A 24014-nucleotide genomic window follows, 5' to 3' on the forward strand; every position below is an offset into this window, starting at 1 on the left:
GGTATGGCCGAACTCAACCAATCCATGATCGAGGAGGAAAATCAGCCACTACACATCACCGCAAAGGCCGCCTGACGATGACCCAGGGCCACCGCCGAAATTACACCACGTTGACGGACGTGACCCGGCTGTAGCGTGGAAGGATTAGGCACAACATAATCGCAGCCTTCCCAGCGAGGGAGTTGCGCCAAAATTTCCATCGCCGACTTCGACAACGGGACATGACGCGTTTTCGACGTTTTGGCGCGGTGCATCGGAATCCGCCACATCTGACGGTCGAGTTGGAACTCTTCCCACTTGGCGTCCAATAATTCCCTTTTTCTACAACCAGTTAGTAAGAGAAGAGCCACAATATACTTGAGCTGCGTATTCGCACTGGCCTCGACCGCCTCTTGCAAACGGCGTGTCTCATCAGGGCTCAAAAACCGCTCGACCTCGTTGTTGCAAGGTTTCTGTGGCACCCCTTCGAGCGGATTGCGTTCCGAACCCGGAAGACCCCACTTCTTGGCCATCCTGTACATGTGACACAGAATGACCTGCCAGCGATTTACGGTAGCCTGGGCATAGCCATCGACCCGCACCTTGCTGTCGAGCCAGTCCATCACTTCGGTCTGTTCGAGTTGATCGAGATGCATCTTCCCATATTTGGGCAGGACATGATGTTTCAGATAGCGGGCATCGATCGCATGGCTGCGTTTGTAGGTACGCACATATTCCAGATAGCGTTCGGCCAGTTCCGCGATCCTCGGGATGCGCCGCGTCTGGAAACGTTCTTCGGCGGGGTTTTGCCCAACGGCTGCGCGAGACAATATCTTGAGCGCCTCCCGCTTGGCCTTGTCGTAGCTGATATCGGGGTAGTTGCCGATCTTGTACTGTCGTTGGCGGCCGTGCCGATCACGGTATTTGACGCTGAACGTTTTGGTGCCTGTCCGCTGCACCGTGAAGATGAACCCCTTGATCGCAGGGTGGTAGTAATCGATCTTTTCCCTGTCCTCGGGGGGCCGGGCAACAAGGCAAAAATGGCCATCGAATTCGAAACTCGCCATCGTACATTCCTTTCAAATTGACGTGAGAAATCGCCAGCCGGTGCAAACAGGGCACGGCCGGTAAGATGCGAAAGCAGGTAAGTCAGAGAGCCTGTCGGCAACGGACCGAAGGCATGGAGGGCAAACGCCGCTAAGTAGCTAGATCAGCGACAGCAGGGCGCAGCCCGAGGGGGCGGAGGTGGGAGGAGGAACATCCCAAAATCCTAATGTAGTAGAATTTCGAGATATTCCCGTTCTCCCACCCCCTCCTACCCCCACCTGTCAGAAACCCTCGGAATCCGAGGAATCCGGCTGGGGGGAGCAAGGTTCGGCAAGGGGGAGGTGACTGTAGGTGCCAAGCGGTTCGTCGCAGGCCTGTTCACGGAGTGGCACCCGCCACTTCATGTTGCCTTGGTATTTCCGGGGTTCTCCAAGGAGGTCCCGCAATACCGCAGCAGCCTCCTTGTTCTGACCGTTGCGGGGCTGATTGATGCCCAATAGTTTGAGGGCATCGTTCGTCCCCAGCAGCCTGCAATCTGGCGCACCAATGCGGCTGGTATCGACCAGTTCGGTCAGCCCTTCCCTGATCGAACTGACCGTTCGATGTTCGCGGTTGCTGTCAGCGAGAAGAGCTTCCTCTTCCTTGGTCAGCCACCACTGCTTTCCGGCCACCAGATCAACGTGCAACTGGGCATAGAGCTGCTGCATCTCGATCGAATGCAGATAGTCGACTTTGACTACCGGCACCGTCCAGAAACGACTGTTCCCCGTGTCGTCCACGAGGAAATTTCGATCGTTGACGGTCGCCACGAACACCGTACGGCGGGGATATTCCGACGCCGTGCGGGCATAAGGACGACGGACCTTATCGCTGTCGCGGGTGATGAACCCCTTCAGTCTCGCAATGTCCTTACGGAACGAGCTGTCGAGTTCGCCCACTTCGACGATGAGGTGGCTAATCGCGCTGAGCACCGAGTCCTTATCATGGGGATCGAGATAATGATCGAGTTTCACGATCTTTTCCCGAACCTCCGGATCGGAGACCAGCTTGGCCACCCAGGCCGTCTTGCCTAGGCCTTGCTCGCCCTGAAGGGTTAGCACGCCCCTCGCCCGAAAATTGGGCGTCAGGAAGGCCGCAGCAACGATGCTGAGCATCCACTTGTAGATCAGCACATGCTTGAGCTCGTCCGGGAAGCCCTCTTCGGTCGTAAGTGTGGCATAAAAGGCCGCAAGGCGATCCACACCGTCCCACGGTTTCGATGCCATCCATTCGGCAGCCGGATTACACATGTTCCGGTCGCCAATGACGAGCACCTGCTCCTCGATCCCATTTCGCTGCATATTGTTGGCTTCAGCGAGGCTGACGATGATCGACATGGCCACATTGTCCATGTTGTCAGGCGACCCCACCCAGCCGGGCAGATCGATCACCGTCTTTTTACGGATCACGTCATATTGTGCAGAGATACCGTGGGCAGCCATCAAATAAGCGACATTGCGATTGGTACAGGGCAGCATCCCCGATCGACGTTCCCCGTGAGGAAATGAGCGAGGGTCCAAGGGAGTTTGCGTCTCCCATGACCTTATCGACGCTGGCTTTAGCGAAGAGGCTTTTCCGCCGTTCTCGCCGCCTGCCGGGAACATCCGGCATCGTTCGGTAGGTTGCCCCGACGAACCAAAATCAGGCCATTTTTCGATATCTTCCAACGCCCTTAACTCCTTCTGATGATAGGGCTAAGGAAACGGGATTGGATAATGCCGTCATGTCAGTGGGTTAGGCAGAGGCTGAAACAAGCTCGAAACGCCCGAAAATCAGCATGGATAACGGCCTAATTCCAAGGCGTGGAAATGCCCTGCGGCACCGACACAAATCGAACGCGGGAAGCCATGCCTAAAGTCGGGTTGCGGCAGCTTCACTGGCACCACAGCAAAGTTGCACCAGATCCAGCAACACGGCTGGATGATCCGGCACCAAAAGCACCCAGCCGAACCCGTCATCACTCAGGATGAAAACGGATTCGAACCAGCCACCGTGATCGGTGATCCATTCCCATGATGGCACGAAATCCGGTGACGGATAACGGACACCATCGACAAGGTTCATGAGTGGTGAAAAGCCAAGGGCGGCTTCGATAGCGTCTAGAGCATCGCCCGGCTGGACGATCAGGAAATGTGCCAGCTCGCCAAGGTCGTAACCGTCATATTCGGAAAGCTGTTCAACGCGGTCGGTCAGGATGCGCTTCAAGGTCGCGTCGGTCACGATGGACAGGACGCTCGCCATTTCGGCGGAATTCGTGATGGTCAGCATACATGCTCCAAGAATCAAAAAGCCGCCGAAGGCAGAGGCCTTGGCGGTCGGGTGGATGGTGGTTTGTGTGGTCTTAGTAGTTCGTCGTCAGCCGCTAAGCTGAAGTCGAGTTATTGGCGGCCGTAGAGGCCCGCCGGGGTGCTCGAAGGGGTTAGAGTGGCCCCCAGCCGGTTTCGGGCCAGAGAGCCAGCGGTGGGCAAATTTCCGCCCTTCCCGGCAGTGAGGTCAAGCGTCAGCGGTCCAGCCGCCCCGGCACAGGTCGAGCAGGTCGGACAGGACGCCGGGCGCATCCTGGACAAACAGGATGAAGGCGAAGCCATCGTTCGACACGGTATAGACCGGTTCCCACCAGCCTTCGTGCCGGTCGATCCAGTCCCAGTCCGGCTGGAGGTGGATGCCGTCAATGCGTGACACCAAAGGCGAGAAGCCGATGGCATCGATTATGTCGCCTTCCTCATCACCGGGCTCAATGACGAGGATATGCGTCAGGTCGCCTAGCTCCAAGGCAAGAGCATCCTGGATGCGGCCTTGAAGCAGCTTATGCAGCGTGGGTTCAAGCGGCTGGTTCAGGGCAGCAAGTTGGCTGTCCAGGTCAGGCAGATCGATCATAGAATTTGTCCTTTCGACAGGCACAAAAAAACCCGGCTGAACCGGGCTGCGTGCGGATGGTAATGGTTGGTTGCCTAGCGGTGCGGCTGGTCGCTGGTCGGTGGCGGCAGCAGCTTGGTTTCTGGTGTGGGTTCCGGGTCGTCCTTTTCGAGCCAGCGATGGAAGACCACCAGACCGATCAGCAAGGCGAACCAGCCGGGATGCGTCATCAGCAGAGATGACAGCAGCAGGAAGCCCAGCACTGTCAGCACTTCCCGCGTTCGGAAGCATACGGCCCAGCCGCACAGCATCAGCAAGGCAAGGGACATAAGTGTGGCCGCCAGCTTCCCAACAGCAAGCAGCACACCGGCGATAATGATGAAGCCGAAAAACCTCATGAGCGGCCTTCGGTACGGCGACGGCATAGTTTAATGTTCATGATATGTTCCCTTGTGATCAAAAAAATGCCCCGGAGTCGCCCGGGGCATTATCGGCGGCAGCATGAAGATTTATTCGAGCACCGAAAGGTCGCTCGCGGTGCTGCACAGACCATATTGATAGGAAATCACTTCCCAATCGAACGTCATCAGAGAGATTGGGTGCAAGTCGATCGCACACCCTACAGCCGGAACGGTGTATGAAATGGTCAGCACAGCGATGAGACCTACAATAGGTGCTCGCAGCCGCAGCCGATGTTCTGCATAAAAGACATAGGCAACAACTGCCGCTGCAAGTGCTATAATCAACAACGTTTTCATAACTTATCCTCCCGTCTACAATCATGAATACACAGCATCGCGCCAGATGCAGGTGCGCTGACGTTCAGTGTCGATGCTGTTATGGAATGCCGCCCCTCTTGCGGGGCGACGATCGGCGTGGATACCGAATTGGCTAGGGCGATGAAAATTTCAGTCGCCCTGGGGTAACAACTCTACTGCATCGTTGCGTCGATTTCTCTGTTGCCGACACACGACAAACCCCCACGCGCCAGCGGCAAGAACACTGATGACCGGGTGAACGGCGAACGCCCCCAAAACTGCAAGAAGGCCCAGGATTGCTAAGGTTTTCTTGGTTCGAAAGATCAGACCCCAGAGCAGCAGCGAGAGCACGATAGCCATCGCGCCCGCGAGGGGAGACAGGGCAATCACCAACAAGAAGATGAGGATCAATCCGAATAACTTCACAATGCATCTCGCTCTTCAAGCAGGCGTTATTTCAACAGTTTGCGTTTTTGGGCTGCAAACTCCTCCTCCGTAAGGAGGCCCTTCTCTCTCATCGCACCCAAGCGTTCCAGTTCCTCAAACTTATCTTTCGGGGGCATAGCTGTTTCCGGTGCGTCGGGAGCTGTTCGCTTCAGGTTGCGAAACAGGCCCAGCCCGGCACCAACGGCAGCACCAATGGCCGGGCCGACGACAGGGAGTGGAAGAGCAACGGCTGCGCCGATCGCAGCATACGAGGCAACATCTTTGGTCAGTGATGAGCGAGCTACAGACTTGGCAAGCTGCCCCGCCTCATCAGCACCGGCCGCCAGCACTGAAGCCATGCGGTCACGTGCTATCTTTGCGTCTTCCTCGTCGACCTTGCCATCGCCGTTGAGATCGCCAACCAGCGTCGCAGTCTTGCCAGCCACCGACATGGCATCCTTGGAAAATTTGACAGCCTTGCGCTTCAAGCTGGCGGTGGCCGTCGCATCCGCGCCAATCCCTTCTGATTGCCCGGCGCTCTTGCTGGCGTCATCTTCATGCATATCGTCACCCCCTGCTATGGAGCGACGATCGGCTTTGACCCTTTGTCGCCCCTATGTACCTCTCGGGAGCGACGGCCGAAGCCGGATGTTGGAAACCTGACGAACGTACAGGCGCACACGCCTTTACCGTTACCGGCTGGACATACGCGTATGCCACCCGGCCGATAATTCGACCGAGTTCGTTCGTTGGGGTTTCCACGCCCCACCTTCCGGCTTTCACGGAAGGCGGGAACCTTTTGGCACGGGTTGGATGCAATCGCAATTCCAACCCATGTTCTTTTTATGTTCCAAATAAGATACCGATTGTTGCGCAATCCGCGAAGGGCAAGAAAATGGAGCATAAACAGCCTTGTCGTCAGGCGGCGTTTATCTCAATGTATCTTCTAGATGGGCGAATTGAGCGGGGGAAATATGACGAGCATCACGATCCACTCCAACAACTTGTCCAATATCGCCATTGGTGAATTGAACGCCAAGTGGAGTGCCCGAGGTGATCGCATTCTTCGGTATTATATCGACGTTCGGCACAAAAAACTGAACCTCCACAAAGAGGTTAGCGCACCAGAAATTTTCATCCTGCAGAGCAAGATGGATGCCCTGATGGCATCATGGGATGAAAAGTATGAGCAGTTCACCAAGAAACAAAATGTACTGTCCGGTCATGCTGCGGCCGAAGACCTTACCGCTGACGCGATCGCAAAACTCGATAGCATTGGCAGGATTCTTGCTCACACTCTGAAGGTTGATGACCGGGTCGATTGGGAATCACTGAAAGACAAGAGTAAGTATGATTTCCCAAAGTCATTCGATCGCCAAAAACCCACCACAACAGCCGAAACCAAACCGACCTACACTGAACCCAAAATCGGTTTCTTCGACCTTATCTTTGGCCGAAAGTCCAAAATCATCGCAGAGGCCGAAGCCGCTTTTCATACCGCCACCCGCTCGTGGGAGGAGCGCGAACGTGAACGAGAAGTAAAACATACCAAGGCGGTGGCGACCTGGGAAAAAATTCAAAAGGCGTTCTGGGATGACCATCTGGCCAAAAAAGCAGCCTTCGAAGAAGAGCAAGCTGCCTCCCATGCTGAAGTTGAGCGGCTGAAATCGGAAGTCGCTCAGGGCTCGGAAGATGCTGTCATTGAACACGCTTCCTTGGTCCTGGAAGCATCAAACTACCACGAACTTTTCGAAAAATCCTATCTGGTGCAATACCATAGGGACAACAGGCTCATCAAAATTGCCTACGACTTACCGTCGATGGACGTTCTGCCCTCAATCAAGGCAGTCAAATTTGTGAAAGCAACGGGTGAACTCAAGGAGAGCTACATCACCGAGCGGGAGAAGAAGGCCAACTTCGAATCCGCAAGCTATCAGATATGCCTTCGCACCATTCATGAACTCTTCGAAGCTGACGAGAGCGGAAACATTGACAGCATCCTGTTCAACGGGTTCGTGTCATTCGTTGACCCGGCTAAGGGGATCGAGCAACGTTCCTGCCTCCTATCCGTACTTATTGATAAAGCGACATTCTCGGCAATCGACTTGTCGCGAGTCGATCCGAAGGCATGCTTCAAATCGCTAAAGGGCGTTTCCGCAGCCTCGCTGGCATCGCTTGCTGCAATACCACCCGTGATGGAAATGGACACAGAAGATCGGCGCTTCATTGAGGCACGCGAAGTGGGATCTGGCATCGATGGGGGCACCAACCTTGCTTCGATCTCATGGGAAGATTTCGAGCACCTCGTCCGTGAACTTTTCGAGCGCGAGTTTGCTTCGAGAGGCGGTGAGGTGAAAATCACACAAGCAAGCAGTGACGGCGGTGTTGATGCTGTCGCCTTCGACCCTGACCCCATCACTGGCGGCAAAATCGTTATCCAGGCTAAGCGATATACACGCACCGTTGGCGTATCAGCCGTTCGAGACCTTTACGGGACGGTCATGAACGAAGGAGCCTCACGGGGTATCCTCGTGACAACCGCCGACTACGGGCCTGACGCGTATTCCTTCGCAAACGGGAAGCCGTTGACACTCATGAACGGAGCTAACCTGCTGCACATGATGCAGCGTCATGGGCAGAAAGCTAAGATCGATTTGAAAGAAGCACGCGAGCTGCTCCATGCCTCCGGGACAGAAAAATCATGAACCGCGAGCCGGACCATTACGATGATGACTTTGTGGCGCCTCGGAATTCTGATGAAATCGAAGGTCATGAAATAGTCGAGGGCCTCTGCTCACTCACGCTCTTCAATGACACGTATCTACGAATGCAGGGCCATAACCTTGCAATTGTAGATCAATTTATCATGCAAATTGAGGACCATGTTCGTCACCGCCTCATGGAAGAGGATCGAACGCCGATAGACGACGCCATGTTCTTGAACGCGCAATCCCAAATGTGGATTTTTGCTCTTTATGAAATACTACGCACATGGAAGCAGCAGGCTAATAATATTCTGAAATGGCATCCAAATAATATGATCCCTGAGATGATAGCGCGGCTTCGCACCCCTGATGGCGCATTCAGGCACTTTGGAAGAGAGCGTCGTGCGGAACAACTTGAAGCCGTTTTGGCCGATCCCAGCATCATCGACAAATTGCGCAACGATTTAAGTCGGATTCACGTTCCTTTTGCGCAACTGGACATGCTCCGAGTGACGCTTGCCAAGCACGAAAACAAGGGGAAGAAAAATTCGGTTGCTCTGGCACCTGGCTATGCGCGCATCGACAGGCTAACCGGCTCACTGCAATATGAGTTAGGGGCCGACCGAGTGATACTCGCCTACTTGTCTCGGCGCGAGATCGCCGACAGTATTCGAGCCTTTCCAAACGCAGCCATCCCAGATGCGGCAATGCTTGCGAGCTTCGATGAATTCATGAAGGCGGACTTTGGCCCGCTGGATGACGATGAAGGCGACTACTGAAGCTTCGGCCTGACCCCCCCGCCGCTATCCCCTGCAGTTCCATTGAAAGTTGTTTTCTTGAGGCCCGGCACCGACAGAAACTCTCCTCCATCCCGTCATTTTGCGATTGGTGACGGAGCGCAAACAATGTGGATCAAACTGCGATGGGAAGCGAACCTCATCAAGGAGGCACATTCAAAGCGGCCAGTAGATGCAATTTCGCTGATGTTCGGCGCAATCAACTTTGCGATCACGGCACGCGCGCTTGAAGATTGGGTGAGCAAGGAGTTGCATCAACGAAATCGGCGTAGTGGCTTCAATTCAGCAAAATATCGGAAAGACATTGAGGCCGCGATCCCGATGCAGCCTGCCTTTCGTGATATCGCCAACACCGCAAAGCACGGTTCCTATCGTGCTGAGAACTGGATTGGTGGAACCGTAGAACTGGTTCACATGCCGGGTCTGTCAGGCACTGACCGAGAGTTTGCGCTGATCTACCATGCTGATGATGGTCACGCACGCGACAGTCTCTCCATGTTTGAAAAGGCGACCAACGATTGGCTTCGGTATCTCAATGAACAAAAGCTGCTTGCTCCCGGCTTGTAGCTGTCGATCAACCGCGCTCTCGTCAAAAGGCCTTCCGCCTTATCCCTTCGGCAGCAACAGGCTTGAGTCCCCATAGCTATAGAAACGGTAGCCTTCCTCAATTGCATGCCGATACGCAGCTTGCATTTTTTCCAGTCCCATCAACGCGCTGACCAGCATGAACAGCGTGGACTTGGGCAGGTGAAAGTTGGTCATCAGCCCGTCGATCCCCTTGAAGCGGTAGCCGGGGGTGATGAAGATTGCGGTATCACTTTCGAACGGATGGATCACCCGGTGCACGTCGGCGGCGCTTTCCAGCAGGCGCAGCGAGGTAGTGCCGACCGCGATGATCCGCCCGCCAGCGGCGCGCACCGCGTTGAGCCGCGCCGCAACCTCGGGCGAAATCGTGCCCCATTCGGCATGCATCCGGTGATCGGCGGTATCCTCCGCCTTGACCGGCAGGAAGGTGCCGGCGCCGACATGCAGGGTCAGCGTTTCGTGGCCGATCCCGGCCTGGGCCAGCGCCGCCAGCAATTCGGGCGTGAAATGCAGCGCTGCGGTGGGGGCGGCCACCGCGCCGTCGCGGGCCGCGAACATGGTCTGGTAATCGCGCTTGTCTTCGGCATCGGTCGGGCGTTTGCCCGCGATATAGGGCGGCAGCGGCATCTGCCCGGCGCGCTCCAGCAGCACTTCGACCGGCTCGTCCCCGGCAAAGGCCAGGGTCCAGCTGCCATCGTCATGCCGCTGCTCGGCGCTTGCGGACACCCCGGCGGGAAACTCGATTGTGTCGCCTTCGTGCAGGCGCTTGCCGTTGCGGATGAACGCCTGCCAGCGGCGCAGGTCGATCCGCTTGTGCAAAGTCGCGCCGATCCGTGCCGCGCCGCGCCGTCCTTCAAGCTGGGCCGGGATCACGCGGGTATCGTTGAACACCAGCACATCGCCGGCGCGCAGCTGCGCCGGCAGGTCACGCACCACGCGGTCGGCAAAGGGCCCCTCGCCCGGCACCACCAGCAGCCGCGCCGCATCGCGCGGCCGCGCGGGCCGCAGGGCGATGTTTTCAGGAGGAAGGTCGAAATCGAACAGGTCTACGCGCATGACCTGCGCCTAGCGGGAAACGGCGTTCAGTTCGACTTCGAATTGGTGAGCATGTCGGCAGTGATCGGGCCAGCGGGCGCGGCCGGAGCGGGCGCTGCCGGGCGCGACTTGCCCTCGCTCAGCAGCGAGGCCTGGACGATCTTGGTCGGGTTCTGGGGCGGCTCGCCCCGTTCGATCGTATCGACCACGTCCATCCCGGCGATCACGCGCCCGAAATTGGTGTAACGGTGATCCAGCGCGAAGCGCGGATAGAACACGATGAAGAACTGGCTGTTGGCCGTGTCCGGCGCATCGGTGCGCGCCATCGATACCGACCCGCGCACATGCGGCAGCGAATTGAATTCCGCCTTGAGGTCAGGCAGCTTCGAGCCGCCCTGCCCGGTGCCCGTGGGATCGCCGGTCTGCGCCATGAAGCCATCGATCACGCGGTGAAAGATGATCCCGTTGTAGAACCCTTCCTTGGTCAGGGTCTTGATCCGCTCGACATGGCCGGGGGCCCACTGCGGCATCAGCCGGATCAGCACGCGTCCGCCGTTCGACAGGTCGAGCGCCAGGATATTGTCCGGCTCGACCGCGGGATCGGGGTTGACCACCGCGCTGAGCACCGGGGCCGGGGTGGGAGCCGGCGCCTTGTCCTTCGCCAGGACAGGAGTGGCAGCCAGGCCCAGGCCAAGAACAAGAGCGGTGAAAGTGCGACGGTTCATAGGATCAGACTACTCGAAACGAGAAACTTGGCCGCCCGGATAGCCGCCGGACGCTGTCGTGGCAATGAACGGAACCTAATAGTCCCCCAGCGTGCCCTTGACCGCGATCCGCGCCAGCACGTCGTCGCGCACCGCCGGGCTGACGAACCGGTGGATCGGCCCGCCGAACAGCGCGATTTCCTTGACCAGCTTGCTGGCGATCGGCTGGAGCGACACGTCGGCCATCAGGAACACGGTTTCGATCCCCGAATTGATCTGCTGGTTCATGCCGGCCATCTGGTATTCGTATTCGAAGTCCGCCACCGCGCGCAGGCCGCGCACGATCACGCTGGCGCCCTGCTTTTCGGCGAACTTCATCAGCAGCGCGTTGAACCCCACCACCTCGACATTGTCGAGACCCAGAGCGGCCACTTCGCGCCGGACCATGGCCATGCGCTCGTCCGGCGTGAACATCGGGTTCTTCGACATGTTGGTCGTCACCCCGATGATCAACTTGTCGACCAGTTTCGCCCCGCGCCGGATGATGTCGGCGTGGCCCAGCGTGATCGGATCGAAAGTGCCCGGGTAAACCCCGATACGTGTCGCCATTAGTGGTCCCTCTCCACAATATACCGCGCGATTGCCCGAAGCAGGTCGGCTTCTGCCCCATGCGAGGCCAGGTGCGCAATGGCCTGATCGACCAGCAGGCGCGCCTGCTCGCGCGCCCGGTCGGCCCCCAGCAGTGAAACGAAGGTCTGCTTGCCCGCCTCGGCATCCTTGCGCAGCGCCTTGCCGGCGCGGGCGGCATCGCCTTCGTGATCGAGCAGGTCGTCCGCAATCTGGAAGGCCAGGCCGATGTCATGGGCGTAACCGCGCAACTGGCGGCGGCCCTCGGGCGAAACCTTGCCCAGGATCGCGCCGATTTCCACGGCCGCGCCCAGCAGCGTCCCGGTTTTCAGCTGTTGCAGCCGGGTCACCGCCTGCAGATCGAAATCGGCGGTTTCGGCGGCGATATCCATCGCCTGCCCGCCAACCATGCCGGATGGGCCAGCGGCGCGCGCCAGCGCCAGCGCCATTTCGGCGCGAGTAAAGGGATCGCCGAAATGATCGGGATCGGTCAGCACTTCGAACGCGAAAGCCTGGAGCGCGTCCCCCGCCAGCACCGCCGTCGCCTCGTCAAAGGCGAGGTGCAGGGTCGGCTTGCCGTGGCGCAAGGCATCGTCATCCATGCACGGCAGGTCATCGTGGATCAGCGAATAGCAATGCACCGCTTCCACCGCGCAGGCCGCGCGCAGGGCGGCGGTGCGGTCCACCCCGTACATTTCGGCCGTGGCCACCAGCAGCAGCGGGCGCAGCCGCTTGCCCCCGCCCAGCGCGGCATAGCGCATCGCCTCGTACAGCCGCGCGCGGGCATCGCCGGGCACCGGCAGCAAGGCATCGAAGGTGGCGGCAACGTCCGCCCCGATGCGCGTCAGCGCCTTGGCCAGCATGGCCTAGCGGTCCGCGTCGAACGGCTGGACGGCCTGGGCCTGGCCATCCGGCCCGGCGACGATCTTTTCGATCCGCGCCTGGGCCGCGTCGAGCCGCGCCTGGCAATGGCCGCGCAGCGCTTCGCCGCGTTCATACAGCGCGATCGAATCGTCCAGCGGCACTTCGCCGCTTTCCAGCTTGCGCACCACGTCTTCGAGCGCGCGCAGCGCCTCTTCAAAGCTCATCGCGGCGATATCGGGCTGGGTCTGGGTCATGCCGCCAGCATTGACCGCGCGCGGCGGGTGGGTCAAGCTTCGTCAAAACGGGGAGAACACAAGATGCGGTGGATTATCGCCTGGGTCGCGGCAGCCCTTTCGTTCGGGGTGCTCGATGCGCTGTGGCTGCGCTGGGCCGGCCCCAACCTCTACCGCCCCGCGCTGGGCGAAGTGCTGGCCGACCAGTTCCGCATGGGGCCAGCCCTGCTGTTCTATGCCTGCTACATTTCGGCGATGGTCTGGTTCGCCGTCCGCCCGGGACTGGCGCAGGGGGTGCCGCACGCGGTGCTGAACGGCGCGCTGCTGGGGGCGATCGCCTATGCCACCTATGACCTGACCAACCAGGCCACGCTGAAGGTCTGGTCCAGCCAGATCACCGCGATCGACATTGCCTGGGGCGCCGCCGCCACTGCCCTAGCCAGCGGCATCGCGGCCTTTGTCGCGCTCAAGCTGGGCAAATAGGGGCGTGTTCATCGGTCACTGGGCCCCGGCGCTTGCCGTCGCCGCGCGTAACAAGGCGCTTGGGGTCGCCACACTGTTCATTGCCGGACAGCTGATCGACTGGGCGTTCTTCGGCCTGCTGCTGGCCGGGGTGGAGCACATGCGCTTTTCCCCCGGGATCAGCGCAATGAACCCGATGGACCTCTATCACATGCCCTGGACCCACAGCCTGCTGGGGGCAGCGGGCTTTGCCGCAGCCTTTGCCGCGCTGCTCTGGCTGTTCAGCCGCGACCGGCTGGCCGCACTACTGGGCGGCGCGGTGGTGCTGAGCCACTGGCTGCTCGACCTGCTGGTCCATGTCCCCGACCTGACGCTGGCGGGCAGCCCACCCAAGCTGGGACTGGGCCTGTGGAACCATCCGTGGGTGGAAATGCCGCTGGAACTGGGGCTTACCTTCGGCGCGCTGTGGCTATACGCCCGCGCCCGCTGCCCTGCCCCGCTGCGTCTGGGGGTGCTGGTGGCGGTCTTGCTGCTGCTTCAGGGCGTGAACTGGTTCGCGCCGGCAGAGCCCGAAGTGACCGCCGGGACCAGCCTGCTCGCCTTCTTCGCCTATGGCCTGGCCACGCTGGCGGCCTGGTGGATGGGGAAAAGCGCGGCCAATTCCGCCTGATTGCTCTAGCGAGACTCGCCCGCGCCCGCTAAGCGCTGCGCGCATGGCCCAGATCACTCCCGATGTCGTTGCAGCCCACGGGCTGTCGGAAGAAGAATACCAGCGCGTGCTGCATGCCCTCGGGCGTGAGCCGAACCTGGTCGAACTCGGCATCTTCTCGGTCATGTGGTCCGAGCATTGCAGCTACAAATCCAGCCGCATCCACCTCAAGAAGCTGCCGACCGAGGCGCCCTGGGTGATCTGCGGTCCGGGCGAGAACGCCGGCGTGATCGACATCGGCGATGGCCAGGCCGCGATCTTCAAGATGGAGAGCCACAACCACCCGAGCTACATCGAGCCTTACCAGGGCGCGGCGACGGGCGTTGGCGGCATCCTGCGCGACGTGTTCACCATGGGCGCGCGCCCTGTCGCCAACATGAACGCGCTGCGGTTTGGCCGGCCGGACCATCCCAAGATGAAGAGCCTGGTCAAGGGCGTGGTCGCGGGCATCGGCGGCTATGGCAACTGCGTGGGCGTGCCGACGGTGGGCGGGGAAACCAATTTTCACCAGGCCTATGACGGCAACATCCTGGTCAACGCGATGACCGTGGGCGTGGCCGATGCCGACAAGATCTTCTATTCCGCCGCCACCGGGATCGGCAATCCGATCGTCTATGTCGGCTCCAAGACCGGGCGCGACGGGATCCACGGCGCGACCATGGCCAGCGCCGACTTCGACGAAAAGAGCGAGGAAAAGCGCCCGACCGTGCAGGTCGGCGATCCCTTCACCGAAAAGCTGCTGATCGAAGCCTGCCTGGAACTGATGGCGACCGACGCGATCGTCGCGATCCAGGACATGGGCGCGGCGGGGCTGACCTCCAGCTCGGTCGAAATGGCCACCAACGGCAAGGCCGGGATCATTCTCGACATGGACAAGGTGCCGTGCCGCGAAGAAGGCATGACGCCCTACGAAATGATGCTGAGCGAAAGCCAGGAGCGGATGCTCATGGTCCTCAAGCCCGGCAAGGAAGCCATGGCCGAAGCGATCTTCCACAAGTGGGAGCTGGACTTTGCAGTGATCGGCGAAGTGACCGACACCGGCCACATGGTGCTGACCTGGCAGGGCGAAACGGTCTGCGACATCCCGCTGGGGCCGCTGGCGGAAGACGCCCCGCTCTATGACCGTCCGGCGCTGAGCCTTGAGGACTACAAGGTCTGGGCCAAGGTCGCACCGCTGGGCGATGTGCCGCCGAGCCAGGACCTGGGCGCGGATCTGGTCAAGCTGATGGGCTGCCCGGATCTGGCCAGCCGCCGCTGGATCTACGAACAGTATGACAGCCAGGTCGGCGCGGATACGCTGCAGAAAAGCGGCGGTGACGCAGCCGTGGTGCGCATCCACGGGACCAAGAAGGCGCTGGCGATCAGCACCGACTGCACCCCGCGCTATTGCTATGCCGACCCCTATGAGGGCGGCAAGCAGGCCGTGGCCGAAACCTATCGCAACATCTCGGCCGTGGGGGCGACCCCGCTGGCGATCACCAACTGCCTCAACTTCGCCAATCCGCAGCGGCCCGAAATCATGGCCCAGATCGTCCAGGCGCTGAACGGCATGGGCGATGCCTGCCGGGCGCTCGACTATCCGATCGTTTCGGGCAACGTCAGCCTCTACAACGAAAGCAAGGCCACCGGCGGCGGCAGCGCGATCCTGCCCACCCCGGCGATCGGCGGCGTGGGGCTGATGCAGGACTATGCCGCGATGGCGACCATCGGCTTCAAGGCCGAAGGCGAGGCGATTTTCGTGATCGGCAACAGCAACGGCCACCTTGGCCAGTCGCTGTGGCTGCGCGAAGTGCACGGCCGCGAAGACGGCGCCCCGCCCCCGGTCAACCTGGCGCAGGAACGCGCCCACGCCGAATTCGTCCGCCAGCTGGTGACCGAAGGCAAGGTCACTGCGGTGCACGACGTGGCCGATGGCGGCCTGCTGGTCGCAGTGGCTGAAATGGCATTGAAGGGCGGGATCGGCTGCCAGCTGGAAGGGATCGGCGATCACTTCACCGCGTTTGGCGAAGACCAGGCGCGCTATGTCGTGACCAGCAATGTCGCCGACCAGATCCAGGCAGCCGGAATCCCGATGACCCGCATCGGCACCACCGGAGGCAGCGCGATCAGCGGCCCGGGCTTCGCGGTTGAACTGGCCGCGCTGCGCGAAGCCAACGACGCCTTCTTCCGCGACTGGATGGAAGCCTGATCCCGGTCACCGCCGCGCCCTGCCTCGGGAAAGGACCTGCCTGGTGACCACTGCCTTTTCCGGCGCGCCGCTCGCCAAGCAGCTCAGCCTGCGCGACGGGCAGCGCGTGTGGTTCGAGGGCATGCCCGAGGACGTTTTCGACGAAATCGCGGAATATGCGCTGGACCTGACCTTCGTCGACAATCCGGCACAGGGCATTGATGCCGCGCACATCTTCGTCACCGAACGCGCCGAACTGGCCGAGCGGCTGGCGGCCCTGCGTCAGCAGATCGCACGCGATGGGCAGGTGTGGGTCAGCTGGCCAAGTCAGGCCTCCACTGACCTGACCGAGGATGCAATCCGCGAACTGGCCCTGCCCCTGGGCTTTATCGACACCAAATCGTGCGAAGTGAACGCGACGTGGTCCGCGCTCAAGCTGGTGATCCGCAAGGACCTGCGCTGAGCGCAGGCCCCGGCTCGATCAAGAGACGGCGGCTCAGGCGGCCTTCGCCACCGGGGCCATCAGATCATAGGGATCGATCCCGGCCGCGCGCCACGTGGCGTGGGCCTGGTTGTAATAGCTCGGCGCCTTGATGTTGAGCCGGCGGCGCACTTCGTCGATCGGCAGCGGCAACAGCTCGGTAATCGACATTTCCACCAGCCGCGGACAGGCCTTGCCCATTTTCTGAGCCTCGCGCACCGCACGGAAGACCGGCACCTTGACCGGGTGCTTGCGAATTTCCAGCCCGCCCGCATAGCCCAGGAACAGGTGCGCGGGGCTGGGCTGCTGGCTGTAAGTGAAGGCCAGTACGCACTGTTCACCCAGCGCATCGCGGCCAAAGCCCGACAGGATGTGCATCAGGTCGTGCGTGTCGCGCATGCGGTTGAAGTACCAGGTAACCTGATCTTCCCAGTACATGTGCGCCGGGCGGTTCTTGTCGAGTTCGTCGACCAGGCCATGCGCCGACAGCCCTTCGCGCTCCATGAAGTCGCAATAGACGTGGGCCAGGCTGCCCGCTGGCAGCTTGCGCAGGGTTTCATGATCGTCGAGGATCTTGACCAGCGAAGGTTCCTTGCGGCGGATTTCCTGCGCGCGCTCGGTCTTCAGGAAGGCCAGCGCCGCGTCATAGACCCCGCGCCACGGCAGCGCCTCGAAAATCGGGGTGACTTGCGAGGTGTCTTCCTTGTCCTTGACCAGCAACTTGAAGTGCCGCCACGCCTTGGGGAGGTCATAGCGCATGTCGGGCCGGCCCGGCAGCATCACCGGCAGGTCCGGCGCGGCAAAATCGACGTGGGCCTGGCGCTGCGACGGCAGCACGGCGGGTTCGGGCTGGGCGGTCATCATGTTCATGGCAAGCCTGTAAATGCGACTTACTTACAGATATGTCAATACACGCCCCCAGGCCGGGGATTCACTCCCAGACCCACTCCTCGCGCGGCACGCACAGCAGCTTGAGCACGCTGGTCAGGTCGCCGGCGTCGATCCAGCCATGCGCGGCGGCGCGGGCCTTGGGCTTGGCGTGATAGGCCACGCCATAGCTAGCCGCGCGCAGCATCGGGATGTCGTTGGCGCCGTCGCCGGTGGCCAGGCTTGCGCCCCCCAGCCGCGCCACTTCCTCGCGCAGGACCTGTTCCTTGATCGAACTGTCGACAATCCCGCCGACCAGCCCGCCATTCAGTTTGCCGTGTTCCACCCCCAGCCGGTTGGCAACGACGCGCTCGAACCCCAGCTCCTCGGCCACGGGATCGGCGAACTGGTGGAAGCCGCCGGTCACCAGCACGGTGTGACAGCCCTGCGCCTTCAGCGTTTCGACCAGCGCCCGCGCGCCGGGCATCGGGGCGATGCGTTGTTCCAAGCATTGCAGGATCGCGTCCTCGCCCAGCCCGCCCAGCAGCCGGACCCGTTCGGTCAGCGCTTCGGCAAAGTCCAGCTCGCCCTGCATCGCGCGTTCGGTAATGTCGGCGATCTGCGCCTTCAGCCCGGCGAAATCGGCCAATTCATCGATGCATTCGGCCTGGATCATGGTTGAATCCATGTCCGAGACGAACACCCGCGGCACACCGGGGGCGTGATCGGCAACCAGCAGGTCGACCGGCGCGAACTGCGCGTCCAGCACGCTGCGCAGCGCTTCCGCCCCGCCCTGCTCCACCGCCAGTTCCAGCACATCGTCATGGACGCGCAGCGGCTCGGCGCGGTGGACCCTGAAACCCCGCGCTTCCAGCGCGTGGACCGCGTGGTCACAATTTGCCGCAAGCCGCGCGGGTTCTGCTATCAGGCGGGCGATGAGCACTGCTGTTTCCCCAGAATCGCCGGAGCCCCGGCCAAGGCTCGCGCTAATCGCAGGGCCGACCGCCAGCGGCAAGAGCGCATGTGCCGTGCGGCTGGCGCAGGCACTGGGTCAGCAGGGGCGCCCCGCCACCGTGATCAATGCCGATAGCGCGCAGGTCTACGCCGAGCTGGCGGTGCTGTCCGCCCGCCCCTCGGCCGAGGAGATGCAGGGCGTGCCGCACCGCCTGTTCGGCGAATGGGACGGGGCGCAAAGCTGCTCCGCCGCAGACTGGGCAGCGCGCGCGCGCGAAGTGATTGCCGAAGTGCAGGCGGCGGGCGGCGTGCCAATCCTGGTTGGCGGGACCGGCCTATACCTGCGCACCCTGCTCGACGGGATCGCCCCTGTGCCCGAAATCGACCCGGAAGTGCGCGCGGCGGTCCGCGCCCTGCCCACTGACGCCGCCTATGCCGCGCTACTGGCCGAGGATCCCGAGCGCGCCGCCGCCCTTGCCCCCACTGACACCACGCGGATCGCCCGCGCGCTGGAAGTGGTGCGCTCCACCGGCCAGCCGCTCGCCCACTGGCAAGCCCGCAAGGAAGGCGGGATCGGTGATCTGGTGCAGCTGCACCCGCTGATCATGCTGTCGCGGCGCGATGCGCTGTACCAGCGGTGCGACCGGCGCTTCGCCGAGATGCTGGGGCGCGGCGCAATTGCGGAAGTGGAGCGCCTGCTGGCCCGCCAGCTCGATCCGGCGCTACCGGTGATGCGCGCGATCGGGGTGCCGGAAATTGCCGCCTACCTGCGCGGCGAATGCACACTGGAAGAGGCAGAATCACGCGGTAGCCAGGCCACGCGCAACTATGCCAAGCGCCAATACACCTGGCTGCGCCACCAGCCGCCGGCAGACTGGCCCCGGATCGAACGAGACGATTTCACGATAGGCGACGCATTCGCAACTTTGTTACGCCATTAGGGGTTGACATATCATTTTCTGTCGCATAGTACGCCAGATAACAACCGCTCTTGCGGTTCTTGCGCGAGTTGGAGAGGAGACCCGGCACAGTACCCCTGTGCCGGGTCGGTCCATTCAGGGGACTCGCGGTTTTTGAGTGAAAGGTCTTGCGTGTGAGTGAGGAGCGCAGCGGCGCCAGCATCCTGGTGGAAAGCCTGGTCAAGCAGGGGGTCGAATTCGTGTTCGGTTATCCCGGCGGGGCCGTGCTGCCGATCTATGATGCCCTGTTCGGCGATGCCCGGATCCGCCACATCCTGGTGCGGCACGAAGCCGGCGCGGCCCACGCCGCCGAAGGCTATGCCCGGTCCACCGGAAAGCCCGGCGTGGTGCTGGTCACGTCCGGTCCCGGTGCAACCAACGCCGTCACCGGCATTGCCGACGCCTTCATGGATTCGATTCCGCTGGTGGTGTTCACCGGCCAGGTTCCCAGCGGGCTGATCGGGTCCGACGCGTTCCAGGAAGCCGACACCATCGGCATCACCCGCCACTGCACCAAGCACAACTACCTGGTGAAGGACCCGGCGGACCTGGCGGCGATCGTTGACGAGGCGTTCCGCATCGCCACCACCGGCCGCCCCGGCCCGGTCGTGATCGACATTCCCAAGGACGTCCAGATCGCCACCGCGCTGTGGGACGAAGTCGCCCCGCAGCAGCGCAACCGCTATGCCCCGCAGACCCGCGGCAGCGACAAGGACATCGCCCGCGCGATCGAACTGCTGGCCAATGCCAAGCGGCCAATCTTCTATACCGGCGGCGGGGTGATCAATTCCGGCCCGCGCGCGTCGCAGTTGCTGTGCCAGCTCCAGGCGCTGACCGGCGCGCCGACCACCTCGACGCTGATGGGCCTGGGCGCCTTCCCGGCGGACCATGCCGACTGGCTGGGCATGCTGGGGATGCACGGCACTTACGAATCCAACATGGCGATGAACCAGGCCGATCTGATCGTGGCGCTGGGCGCGCGGTTCGACGACCGGGTGACCGGGCGGCTCGACGCGTTCTCGCCCCATTCGACCAAGATCCACGTCGATATCGACCGCGCCTCGATCAACAAGACCGTGCCAGTCGACCTGCCGATCATCGGCGACTGCGCCGAAGTGCTGGAACAGCTGATCGAAGCCTGGGGCAACCGCAAGGCCCAGGACCTGACCGAATGGAAGGCCCGGATCGACGGCTGGCGCACCCGCAAGAGCCTAGCCTATCCCGATAACAAGAACGCGATCATGCCACAGCTCGCGATCGAGCGGCTGTTCGCGCTGACCCGCGACAAGGACCCGGTGATCGCCACCGAAGTGGGCCAGCACCAGATGTGGGCGGCGCAGTATTTCCACTTCTTCGGCCCCAACCGCTGGCTCACCTCGGGCGGGCTGGGCACGATGGGCTATGGCCTGCCCGCGGCGATCGGCGCGCAGCTGGGCAACCCAGACAAGCTGGTGATCGACATCGCCGGCGACGCCTCGATCCAGATGAACATCCAGGAACTCGGCACCGCCACGCAGTTCCGCCTGCCGGTCAAGGTGTTCGTGCTCAACAACGAATGGATGGGCATGGTCCGCCAGTGGCAGGAACTGACCTATGAAAGCCGCTATTCGAACTCCTATTCCGACAGCCTGCCCGATTTCGTGAAGCTGGCCGAAGCTTACGGCTGGAAGGGCATCCGCATCGAAAGCGAAGCCGATCTGGATGCCGGCATCCAGGCGATGATCGACCATGACGGGCCGGTGATCGTCGATTGCCTGGTGGCCAAGGAAGCCAACTGTTTCCCGATGATCCCCAGCGGCGCGGCGCATACCGACATGATCCTCTATGGCGACCACGTTGCCGGGACCATGGACGATGCCGCCAAGGCGCTGGTGTAAGGGAGGCCGACCGATGATGAAGATCAAGCACGAAGCGTCGGAACGCCACGTCCTGACCGTGACCGTCGACAACGAAGCGGGCATCCTGGCCAAGATCGCCGGGCTGTTCACCGCGCGCGGCTATAACATCGACAGCCTGACCGTGGCCGACATTACCGAGAACCACGCGGTCAGCCGGATCACCATCGTCACCCACGGCCCGCCGGCGGTGATCGACCAGATCCATGCCCAGCTTGACCGGCTGGTCCCGGTCCACAAAGTCGTGGACCTGACCGAGGCGGGCGACCACGTCGAGCGCGAGCTGGCGCTGGTCAAGGTGTCTGGCACCGGCGATGCCCGGGTCGAGGCGCTGCGCCTCGCCGACGTGTTCCGCGCCAAGGTGGTCGACACCACCACCAGCAGCTTCATTTTCGAACTCACCGGCACGCCCGACAAGCTGGACCGCTTCGTTTCGCTGATGCGCGAACTGGGGCTGGTCGAAGTCGGCCGCACCGGCGTGGTCGGCATGATGCGCGGGGCCGCAGCGTCCTGATCCCCTTCCTTTTCATTCGCTCCGCCTGGCGGGGCCACATTGCAGCAGAACGGAACTTGTCATGAAGGTTTACTACGACGCCGATTGCGACCTGAACCTGGTCACCGCCAAGAAGATCGCCATTGTCGGCTATGGTTCGCAGGGCCACGCCCACGCGCAGAACCTGCGCGACAGCGGCGTGAAGGACGTGGCGATCGCGCTGCGCCCGGGTTCGGCCAGCGCCAAGAAGGCCGAAGCCGCCGGTTTCAAAGTGATGAGCAACAGCGATGCGGCCAAGTGGGCCGACGTGCTGATGATCCTCGCGCCCGACGAACACCAGGCCGCGATCTGGGAAAACGACCTCAAGGGCAACATGAAGCCCGGCTCGGCCCTCGCCTTCGCCCACGGCCTCAACATCCACTTCGGCCTGATCGAAGCTCCGGCCGACATCGACGTGATCATGATCGCGCCCAAGGGCCCGGGCCACACCGTGCGCGGCGAATACGTCAAGGGCGGCGGTGTGCCGTGTCTGATCGCAGTGCACCAGGACGCCAGCGGCAATGCACATGACGTTGCCCTTGCCTATGCCTCGGGCGTTGGCGGCGGCCGCTCGGGCATCATCGAAACCAACTTCAAGGAAGAATGCGAAACCGACCTGTTCGGTGAGCAGGCCGTGCTGTGCGGCGGGATCACCCACCTGATCCAGGCGGGCTTCGAAACCCTGGTCGAAGCCGGTTATGCCCCGGAAATGGCCTATTTCGAATGCCTCCACGAAACCAAGCTGATCGTCGACCTGCTGTATGAAGGCGGCATCGCCAACATGCGCTACTCGATCTCGAACACCGCGGAATACGGCGACATCACCACTGGTCCGCGCATCATCACCGCCGAAACCAAGGCTGAAATGAAGCGCGTGCTGGCCGACATCCAGTCGGGCCGCTTCGTGAAGAACTTCGTGCTCGACAACCGCGCCGGCCAGCCCGAGCTGAAGGCCGCCCGCAAGGCCGCCGAAGCCCACCAGATCGAACAGACCGGCAGCCGCCTGCGCGCGATGATGCCGTGGATCGGCAAGAACAAGCTGGTGGACCAGGAAAAGAACTGAGCCTTTCGGCCAGTCAGACGAAGGGGCCGGCGGAGCGATCCGCCGGCCCTTTTGCTTGGCTCAACGCATGTTGGCAAAGGCCGTACGCAGTTCGCCGACGAACAGGTCTGGCTGCTCCCAGGCAGCAAAATGCCCGCCCTTGGGCATGGTGCCCCAGTGGACCAGGTTGGGAAAGTTGCGCTCTGCCCACTTGCGCGGGGTCGGCAGGATTTCCCTGGGGAACGCGCTGACCGCGACCGGCAGGGTGACCTGCTGCGGCGCAAAGGCGCCGAAGCTTTCCCAGTAGAGCCGGGCCGAGGACGCCCCGGTCGCCGGCAGCCAGTAGAGCATCAGGTTGTCGAGCATCGCATCGCGGCTCAGCGCGTCCTCGGGCTTGCCCTGGTTGTCGGTCCAGGCCCACATCTTCTCATAAATCCAACCGGCCAGTCCGACCGGGCTGTCAACCAGCCCGTAACCGACCGACTGCGGCCGCGTGCGCTGCTGGGTCGAATAGCCGGAGTCCCAGTCCTGATAATGCTTGAGCGCGCCCAGCGCCTTGAGCTCATCCGGCGCGGGATTGGCGAGGTCTTCGGGCTCGGGCCGCCCGATCGGCATGTTGAGGTGAATGCCCGCGCAGCCGGCCACCTGCTGCACGCCGATGGCAGTCGTCACCGCGCTGCCCCAGTCGCCGCCCTGCGCCACCCAGCGGCTATAGCCCAGCCGTGCCATCAGCTCACCCCAGGCGCGAGCAATCTTTTCCACGCCCCAGCCGGTGCCGGCCGGCTTGCCGGAAAAACCGAAACCCGGCAGCGAAGGAATCACCAGGTCGAACGCCTGCCCCTGCTCATCCGGGTTGGTCAGCGCCTCGATCACGCCCATGAATTCGATCACCGACCCCGGCCAGCCGTGCGTCATCACCAGCGGCAAGGCCCCGGCGTGGGGCGAGCGAACATGGAGGAAGTGAATGTCCACCCCGTCGATCGAGGTCATGAACTGGCCCAGCGCGTTGAGGCGTCCCTCGCACCGCCGCCAGTCATAGTCGCGGCGCCAATAGGCCACGAAATCCTGGAGCGCGGCGAGCGGGGTGCCCTGGCTCCAGTCGTCGACCGTTTCCTTTTCCGGCCAGCGGGTGTGGTCGATCCTGCGGTTGAGATCGTCGATCTGCGACTGCGGAATGGCGAGCGTGAAGGGGCGAATCTGGTCCATGTCCGGGAGGCTATGCCATTTGCCCGCTTGTGTTAACTGCGCAATTAAAGATACTCGTCCGCAACAACCGATCAGGGGAGAGAGA

The 24014-nt window shown here is 61.9% G+C and carries 27 protein-coding genes; 11 read left to right on the top strand and 16 right to left on the bottom strand.

Annotated elements, in window-relative coordinates; translation table 11 throughout:
• Positions 1–41 precede the first annotated feature (41 nt).
• The 8 genes from ACE3N9_RS13915 to ACE3N9_RS13950 form a co-directional block, all read right to left on the bottom strand.
• The gene (locus ACE3N9_RS13915; protein WP_374284582.1) at positions 42–1046 is read right to left on the bottom strand and encodes a tyrosine-type recombinase/integrase; all 1005 of its coding nucleotides are present in this window, start codon (positions 1044–1046) and stop codon (positions 42–44) included.
• Positions 1047–1307: 261 nt separating this feature from the next.
• Positions 1308–2732 (bottom strand): VapE domain-containing protein, encoded by a 1425-nt coding sequence (locus ACE3N9_RS13920; protein WP_374284584.1) that lies wholly within the window; start codon positions 2730–2732, stop codon positions 1308–1310.
• 184 nt (positions 2733–2916) lie between these two features.
• Entirely contained in the window at positions 2917–3333 is a 417-nt protein-coding gene (locus tag ACE3N9_RS13925; RefSeq protein ID WP_374284586.1) for a hypothetical protein, read from the bottom strand.
• A gap of 225 nt (positions 3334–3558) precedes the next feature.
• Positions 3559–3942, bottom strand: coding sequence for a hypothetical protein (locus ACE3N9_RS13930; protein WP_374284587.1), 384 nt, complete (start codon positions 3940–3942; stop codon positions 3559–3561).
• 74 nt (positions 3943–4016) lie between these two features.
• Positions 4017–4319, bottom strand: coding sequence for a hypothetical protein (locus tag ACE3N9_RS13935; RefSeq protein ID WP_374284589.1), 303 nt, complete (start codon positions 4317–4319; stop codon positions 4017–4019).
• 111 nt (positions 4320–4430) lie between these two features.
• A complete protein-coding gene (locus ACE3N9_RS13940) occupies positions 4431–4679 on the bottom strand; it encodes a hypothetical protein (protein ID WP_374284591.1) in 249 nt (82 codons plus the stop codon).
• 150 nt (positions 4680–4829) lie between these two features.
• Positions 4830–5090 (bottom strand): hypothetical protein, encoded by a 261-nt coding sequence (locus ACE3N9_RS13945; protein WP_374284593.1) that lies wholly within the window; start codon positions 5088–5090, stop codon positions 4830–4832.
• 41 nt (positions 5091–5131) lie between these two features.
• Positions 5132–5668 (bottom strand): SHOCT domain-containing protein, encoded by a 537-nt coding sequence (locus ACE3N9_RS13950; protein ID WP_374284595.1) that lies wholly within the window; start codon positions 5666–5668, stop codon positions 5132–5134.
• A gap of 387 nt (positions 5669–6055) precedes the next feature.
• Here ACE3N9_RS13950 and ACE3N9_RS13955 point away from each other — a divergent pair, with 387 nt between their 5' ends.
• From ACE3N9_RS13955 to ACE3N9_RS13965, 3 genes are all read left to right on the top strand, one after another.
• Positions 6056–7810, top strand: a complete 1755-nt coding sequence (locus ACE3N9_RS13955; RefSeq protein WP_374284597.1) for a restriction endonuclease — start codon at positions 6056–6058, stop codon at positions 7808–7810.
• Positions 7807–8589 (top strand): hypothetical protein, encoded by a 783-nt coding sequence (locus ACE3N9_RS13960; RefSeq protein ID WP_374284599.1) that lies wholly within the window; start codon positions 7807–7809, stop codon positions 8587–8589. Before ACE3N9_RS13955 ends, ACE3N9_RS13960 begins: the two co-directional genes overlap by 4 nt.
• A 126-nt stretch (positions 8590–8715) precedes the next feature.
• A complete protein-coding gene (locus ACE3N9_RS13965) occupies positions 8716–9174 on the top strand; it encodes a hypothetical protein (RefSeq protein WP_374284601.1) in 459 nt (152 codons plus the stop codon).
• 39 nt (positions 9175–9213) lie between these two features.
• On the opposite strand, the gene queA is transcribed toward ACE3N9_RS13965, so the two are convergent.
• The 5 genes from queA to ACE3N9_RS13990 all read right to left on the bottom strand — a co-directional run bounded on the left by queA (position 9214) and on the right by ACE3N9_RS13990 (position 12676).
• A complete protein-coding gene (gene queA / locus ACE3N9_RS13970) occupies positions 9214–10248 on the bottom strand; it encodes a tRNA preQ1(34) S-adenosylmethionine ribosyltransferase-isomerase QueA (RefSeq protein WP_374284603.1) in 1035 nt (344 codons plus the stop codon).
• Between the two features lie 26 nt (positions 10249–10274).
• On the bottom strand, positions 10275–10952 hold the full coding sequence (locus ACE3N9_RS13975; RefSeq protein WP_374284605.1) for a peptidylprolyl isomerase: 678 nt from the start codon (positions 10950–10952) through the stop codon (positions 10275–10277).
• Between the two features lie 75 nt (positions 10953–11027).
• The gene (gene coaD / locus ACE3N9_RS13980; RefSeq protein WP_374284607.1) at positions 11028–11540 is read right to left on the bottom strand and encodes a pantetheine-phosphate adenylyltransferase; all 513 of its coding nucleotides are present in this window, start codon (positions 11538–11540) and stop codon (positions 11028–11030) included.
• Positions 11540–12421, bottom strand: coding sequence for a polyprenyl synthetase family protein (locus ACE3N9_RS13985; RefSeq protein ID WP_374284609.1), 882 nt, complete (start codon positions 12419–12421; stop codon positions 11540–11542). Before ACE3N9_RS13985 ends, coaD begins: the two co-directional genes overlap by 1 nt.
• Before the next feature lie 3 nt (positions 12422–12424).
• Positions 12425–12676 (bottom strand): exodeoxyribonuclease VII small subunit, encoded by a 252-nt coding sequence (locus ACE3N9_RS13990; protein WP_374284611.1) that lies wholly within the window; start codon positions 12674–12676, stop codon positions 12425–12427.
• A gap of 63 nt (positions 12677–12739) precedes the next feature.
• On the opposite strand from ACE3N9_RS13990, the gene ACE3N9_RS13995 reads away from it, so the two are divergent.
• The 4 genes from ACE3N9_RS13995 to ACE3N9_RS14010 are packed head-to-tail and all read left to right on the top strand — an operon-like array spanning position 12740 to position 16456.
• Positions 12740–13138 carry a DUF2177 family protein gene (locus ACE3N9_RS13995; RefSeq protein WP_374284613.1) on the top strand — a complete coding sequence of 133 codons (399 nt, stop codon included), beginning with the start codon at positions 12740–12742 and terminating at the stop codon, positions 13136–13138.
• Positions 13139–13142: 4 nt separating this feature from the next.
• The gene (locus tag ACE3N9_RS14000) at positions 13143–13787 is read left to right on the top strand and encodes a hypothetical protein (protein ID WP_374284615.1); all 645 of its coding nucleotides are present in this window, start codon (positions 13143–13145) and stop codon (positions 13785–13787) included.
• Between the two features lie 43 nt (positions 13788–13830).
• A complete protein-coding gene (purL, locus tag ACE3N9_RS14005; protein WP_374284617.1) occupies positions 13831–16014 on the top strand; it encodes a phosphoribosylformylglycinamidine synthase subunit PurL in 2184 nt (727 codons plus the stop codon).
• A 43-nt stretch (positions 16015–16057) separates the two neighbouring features.
• On the top strand, positions 16058–16456 hold the full coding sequence (locus tag ACE3N9_RS14010) for a DUF3052 family protein (protein ID WP_374284619.1): 399 nt from the start codon (positions 16058–16060) through the stop codon (positions 16454–16456).
• A 33-nt stretch (positions 16457–16489) separates the two neighbouring features.
• Here ACE3N9_RS14010 and ACE3N9_RS14015 read toward each other — a convergent pair whose 3' ends face one another.
• Positions 16490–17344: a Coq4 family protein gene (locus ACE3N9_RS14015; RefSeq protein WP_374284621.1), complete on the bottom strand. Its 855-nt coding sequence runs from the start codon at positions 17342–17344 to the stop codon at positions 16490–16492.
• A 61-nt stretch (positions 17345–17405) separates the two neighbouring features.
• On the bottom strand, positions 17406–18284 hold the full coding sequence (gene serB, locus ACE3N9_RS14020; RefSeq protein ID WP_374284623.1) for a phosphoserine phosphatase SerB: 879 nt from the start codon (positions 18282–18284) through the stop codon (positions 17406–17408).
• On the opposite strand from serB, the gene miaA reads away from it, so the two are divergent.
• The 4 genes from miaA (at position 18277) to ilvC (ending at position 22744) form a co-directional block, all read left to right on the top strand.
• Positions 18277–19236: a tRNA (adenosine(37)-N6)-dimethylallyltransferase MiaA gene (gene miaA, locus ACE3N9_RS14025; RefSeq protein ID WP_374284625.1), complete on the top strand. Its 960-nt coding sequence runs from the start codon at positions 18277–18279 to the stop codon at positions 19234–19236. The genes serB and miaA overlap by 8 nt on opposite strands.
• Before the next feature lie 152 nt (positions 19237–19388).
• Positions 19389–21131 (top strand): biosynthetic-type acetolactate synthase large subunit, encoded by a 1743-nt coding sequence (gene ilvB / locus ACE3N9_RS14030; RefSeq protein WP_374284627.1) that lies wholly within the window; start codon positions 19389–19391, stop codon positions 21129–21131.
• 16 nt (positions 21132–21147) lie between these two features.
• Positions 21148–21663: an acetolactate synthase small subunit gene (gene ilvN / locus ACE3N9_RS14035; RefSeq protein ID WP_374284694.1), complete on the top strand. Its 516-nt coding sequence runs from the start codon at positions 21148–21150 to the stop codon at positions 21661–21663.
• Positions 21664–21724: 61 nt separating this feature from the next.
• The gene (ilvC, locus tag ACE3N9_RS14040; protein WP_374284628.1) at positions 21725–22744 is read left to right on the top strand and encodes a ketol-acid reductoisomerase; all 1020 of its coding nucleotides are present in this window, start codon (positions 21725–21727) and stop codon (positions 22742–22744) included.
• Between the two features lie 60 nt (positions 22745–22804).
• On the opposite strand, the gene ACE3N9_RS14045 is transcribed toward ilvC, so the two are convergent.
• On the bottom strand, positions 22805–23929 hold the full coding sequence (locus ACE3N9_RS14045; protein WP_374284629.1) for an epoxide hydrolase family protein: 1125 nt from the start codon (positions 23927–23929) through the stop codon (positions 22805–22807).
• Between the last annotated feature and the right edge of the window lie 85 nt (positions 23930–24014).

The organism is Novosphingobium sp., from assembly GCF_041905565.1.
Classification (GTDB): domain Bacteria; phylum Pseudomonadota; class Alphaproteobacteria; order Sphingomonadales; family Sphingomonadaceae; genus Novosphingobium.

What these genes read in the sequence shown, in the direction of transcription:
- ACE3N9_RS13975 (WP_374284605.1), bottom strand. Translation starts at nt 10,952, where the DNA reads ATGAACCGTCGCACTTTCACCGCTCTTGTTCTTGGCCTGGGCCTGGCT.
- ACE3N9_RS14015 (WP_374284621.1), bottom strand. Translation starts at nt 17,344, where the DNA reads ATGAACATGATGACCGCCCAGCCCGAACCCGCCGTGCTGCCGTCGCAG.
- ilvN (WP_374284694.1), top strand. Translation starts at nt 21,148, where the DNA reads ATGAAGATCAAGCACGAAGCGTCGGAACGCCACGTCCTGACCGTGACC.
- ACE3N9_RS13955 (WP_374284597.1), top strand. Translation starts at nt 6,056, where the DNA reads ATGGGCGAATTGAGCGGGGGAAATATGACGAGCATCACGATCCACTCC.
- ACE3N9_RS14045 (WP_374284629.1), bottom strand. Translation starts at nt 23,929, where the DNA reads ATGGACCAGATTCGCCCCTTCACGCTCGCCATTCCGCAGTCGCAGATC.
- ACE3N9_RS13915 (WP_374284582.1), bottom strand. Translation starts at nt 1,046, where the DNA reads ATGGCGAGTTTCGAATTCGATGGCCATTTTTGCCTTGTTGCCCGGCCC.
- coaD (WP_374284607.1), bottom strand. Translation starts at nt 11,540, where the DNA reads ATGGCGACACGTATCGGGGTTTACCCGGGCACTTTCGATCCGATCACG.
- purL (WP_374284617.1), top strand. Translation starts at nt 13,831, where the DNA reads ATGGCCCAGATCACTCCCGATGTCGTTGCAGCCCACGGGCTGTCGGAA.
- ACE3N9_RS13985 (WP_374284609.1), bottom strand. Translation starts at nt 12,421, where the DNA reads ATGCTGGCCAAGGCGCTGACGCGCATCGGGGCGGACGTTGCCGCCACC.
- ACE3N9_RS13935 (WP_374284589.1), bottom strand. Translation starts at nt 4,319, where the DNA reads ATGAGGTTTTTCGGCTTCATCATTATCGCCGGTGTGCTGCTTGCTGTT.
- ACE3N9_RS13930 (WP_374284587.1), bottom strand. Translation starts at nt 3,942, where the DNA reads ATGATCGATCTGCCTGACCTGGACAGCCAACTTGCTGCCCTGAACCAG.
- ACE3N9_RS13960 (WP_374284599.1), top strand. Translation starts at nt 7,807, where the DNA reads ATGAACCGCGAGCCGGACCATTACGATGATGACTTTGTGGCGCCTCGG.
- ACE3N9_RS13990 (WP_374284611.1), bottom strand. Translation starts at nt 12,676, where the DNA reads ATGACCCAGACCCAGCCCGATATCGCCGCGATGAGCTTTGAAGAGGCG.
- ACE3N9_RS13940 (WP_374284591.1), bottom strand. Translation starts at nt 4,679, where the DNA reads ATGAAAACGTTGTTGATTATAGCACTTGCAGCGGCAGTTGTTGCCTAT.
- ACE3N9_RS13995 (WP_374284613.1), top strand. Translation starts at nt 12,740, where the DNA reads ATGCGGTGGATTATCGCCTGGGTCGCGGCAGCCCTTTCGTTCGGGGTG.
- miaA (WP_374284625.1), top strand. Translation starts at nt 18,277, where the DNA reads ATGAGCACTGCTGTTTCCCCAGAATCGCCGGAGCCCCGGCCAAGGCTC.
- ACE3N9_RS13925 (WP_374284586.1), bottom strand. Translation starts at nt 3,333, where the DNA reads ATGCTGACCATCACGAATTCCGCCGAAATGGCGAGCGTCCTGTCCATC.
- ACE3N9_RS13965 (WP_374284601.1), top strand. Translation starts at nt 8,716, where the DNA reads ATGTGGATCAAACTGCGATGGGAAGCGAACCTCATCAAGGAGGCACAT.
- ACE3N9_RS13950 (WP_374284595.1), bottom strand. Translation starts at nt 5,668, where the DNA reads ATGCATGAAGATGACGCCAGCAAGAGCGCCGGGCAATCAGAAGGGATT.
- ilvC (WP_374284628.1), top strand. Translation starts at nt 21,725, where the DNA reads ATGAAGGTTTACTACGACGCCGATTGCGACCTGAACCTGGTCACCGCC.
- queA (WP_374284603.1), bottom strand. Translation starts at nt 10,248, where the DNA reads ATGCGCGTAGACCTGTTCGATTTCGACCTTCCTCCTGAAAACATCGCC.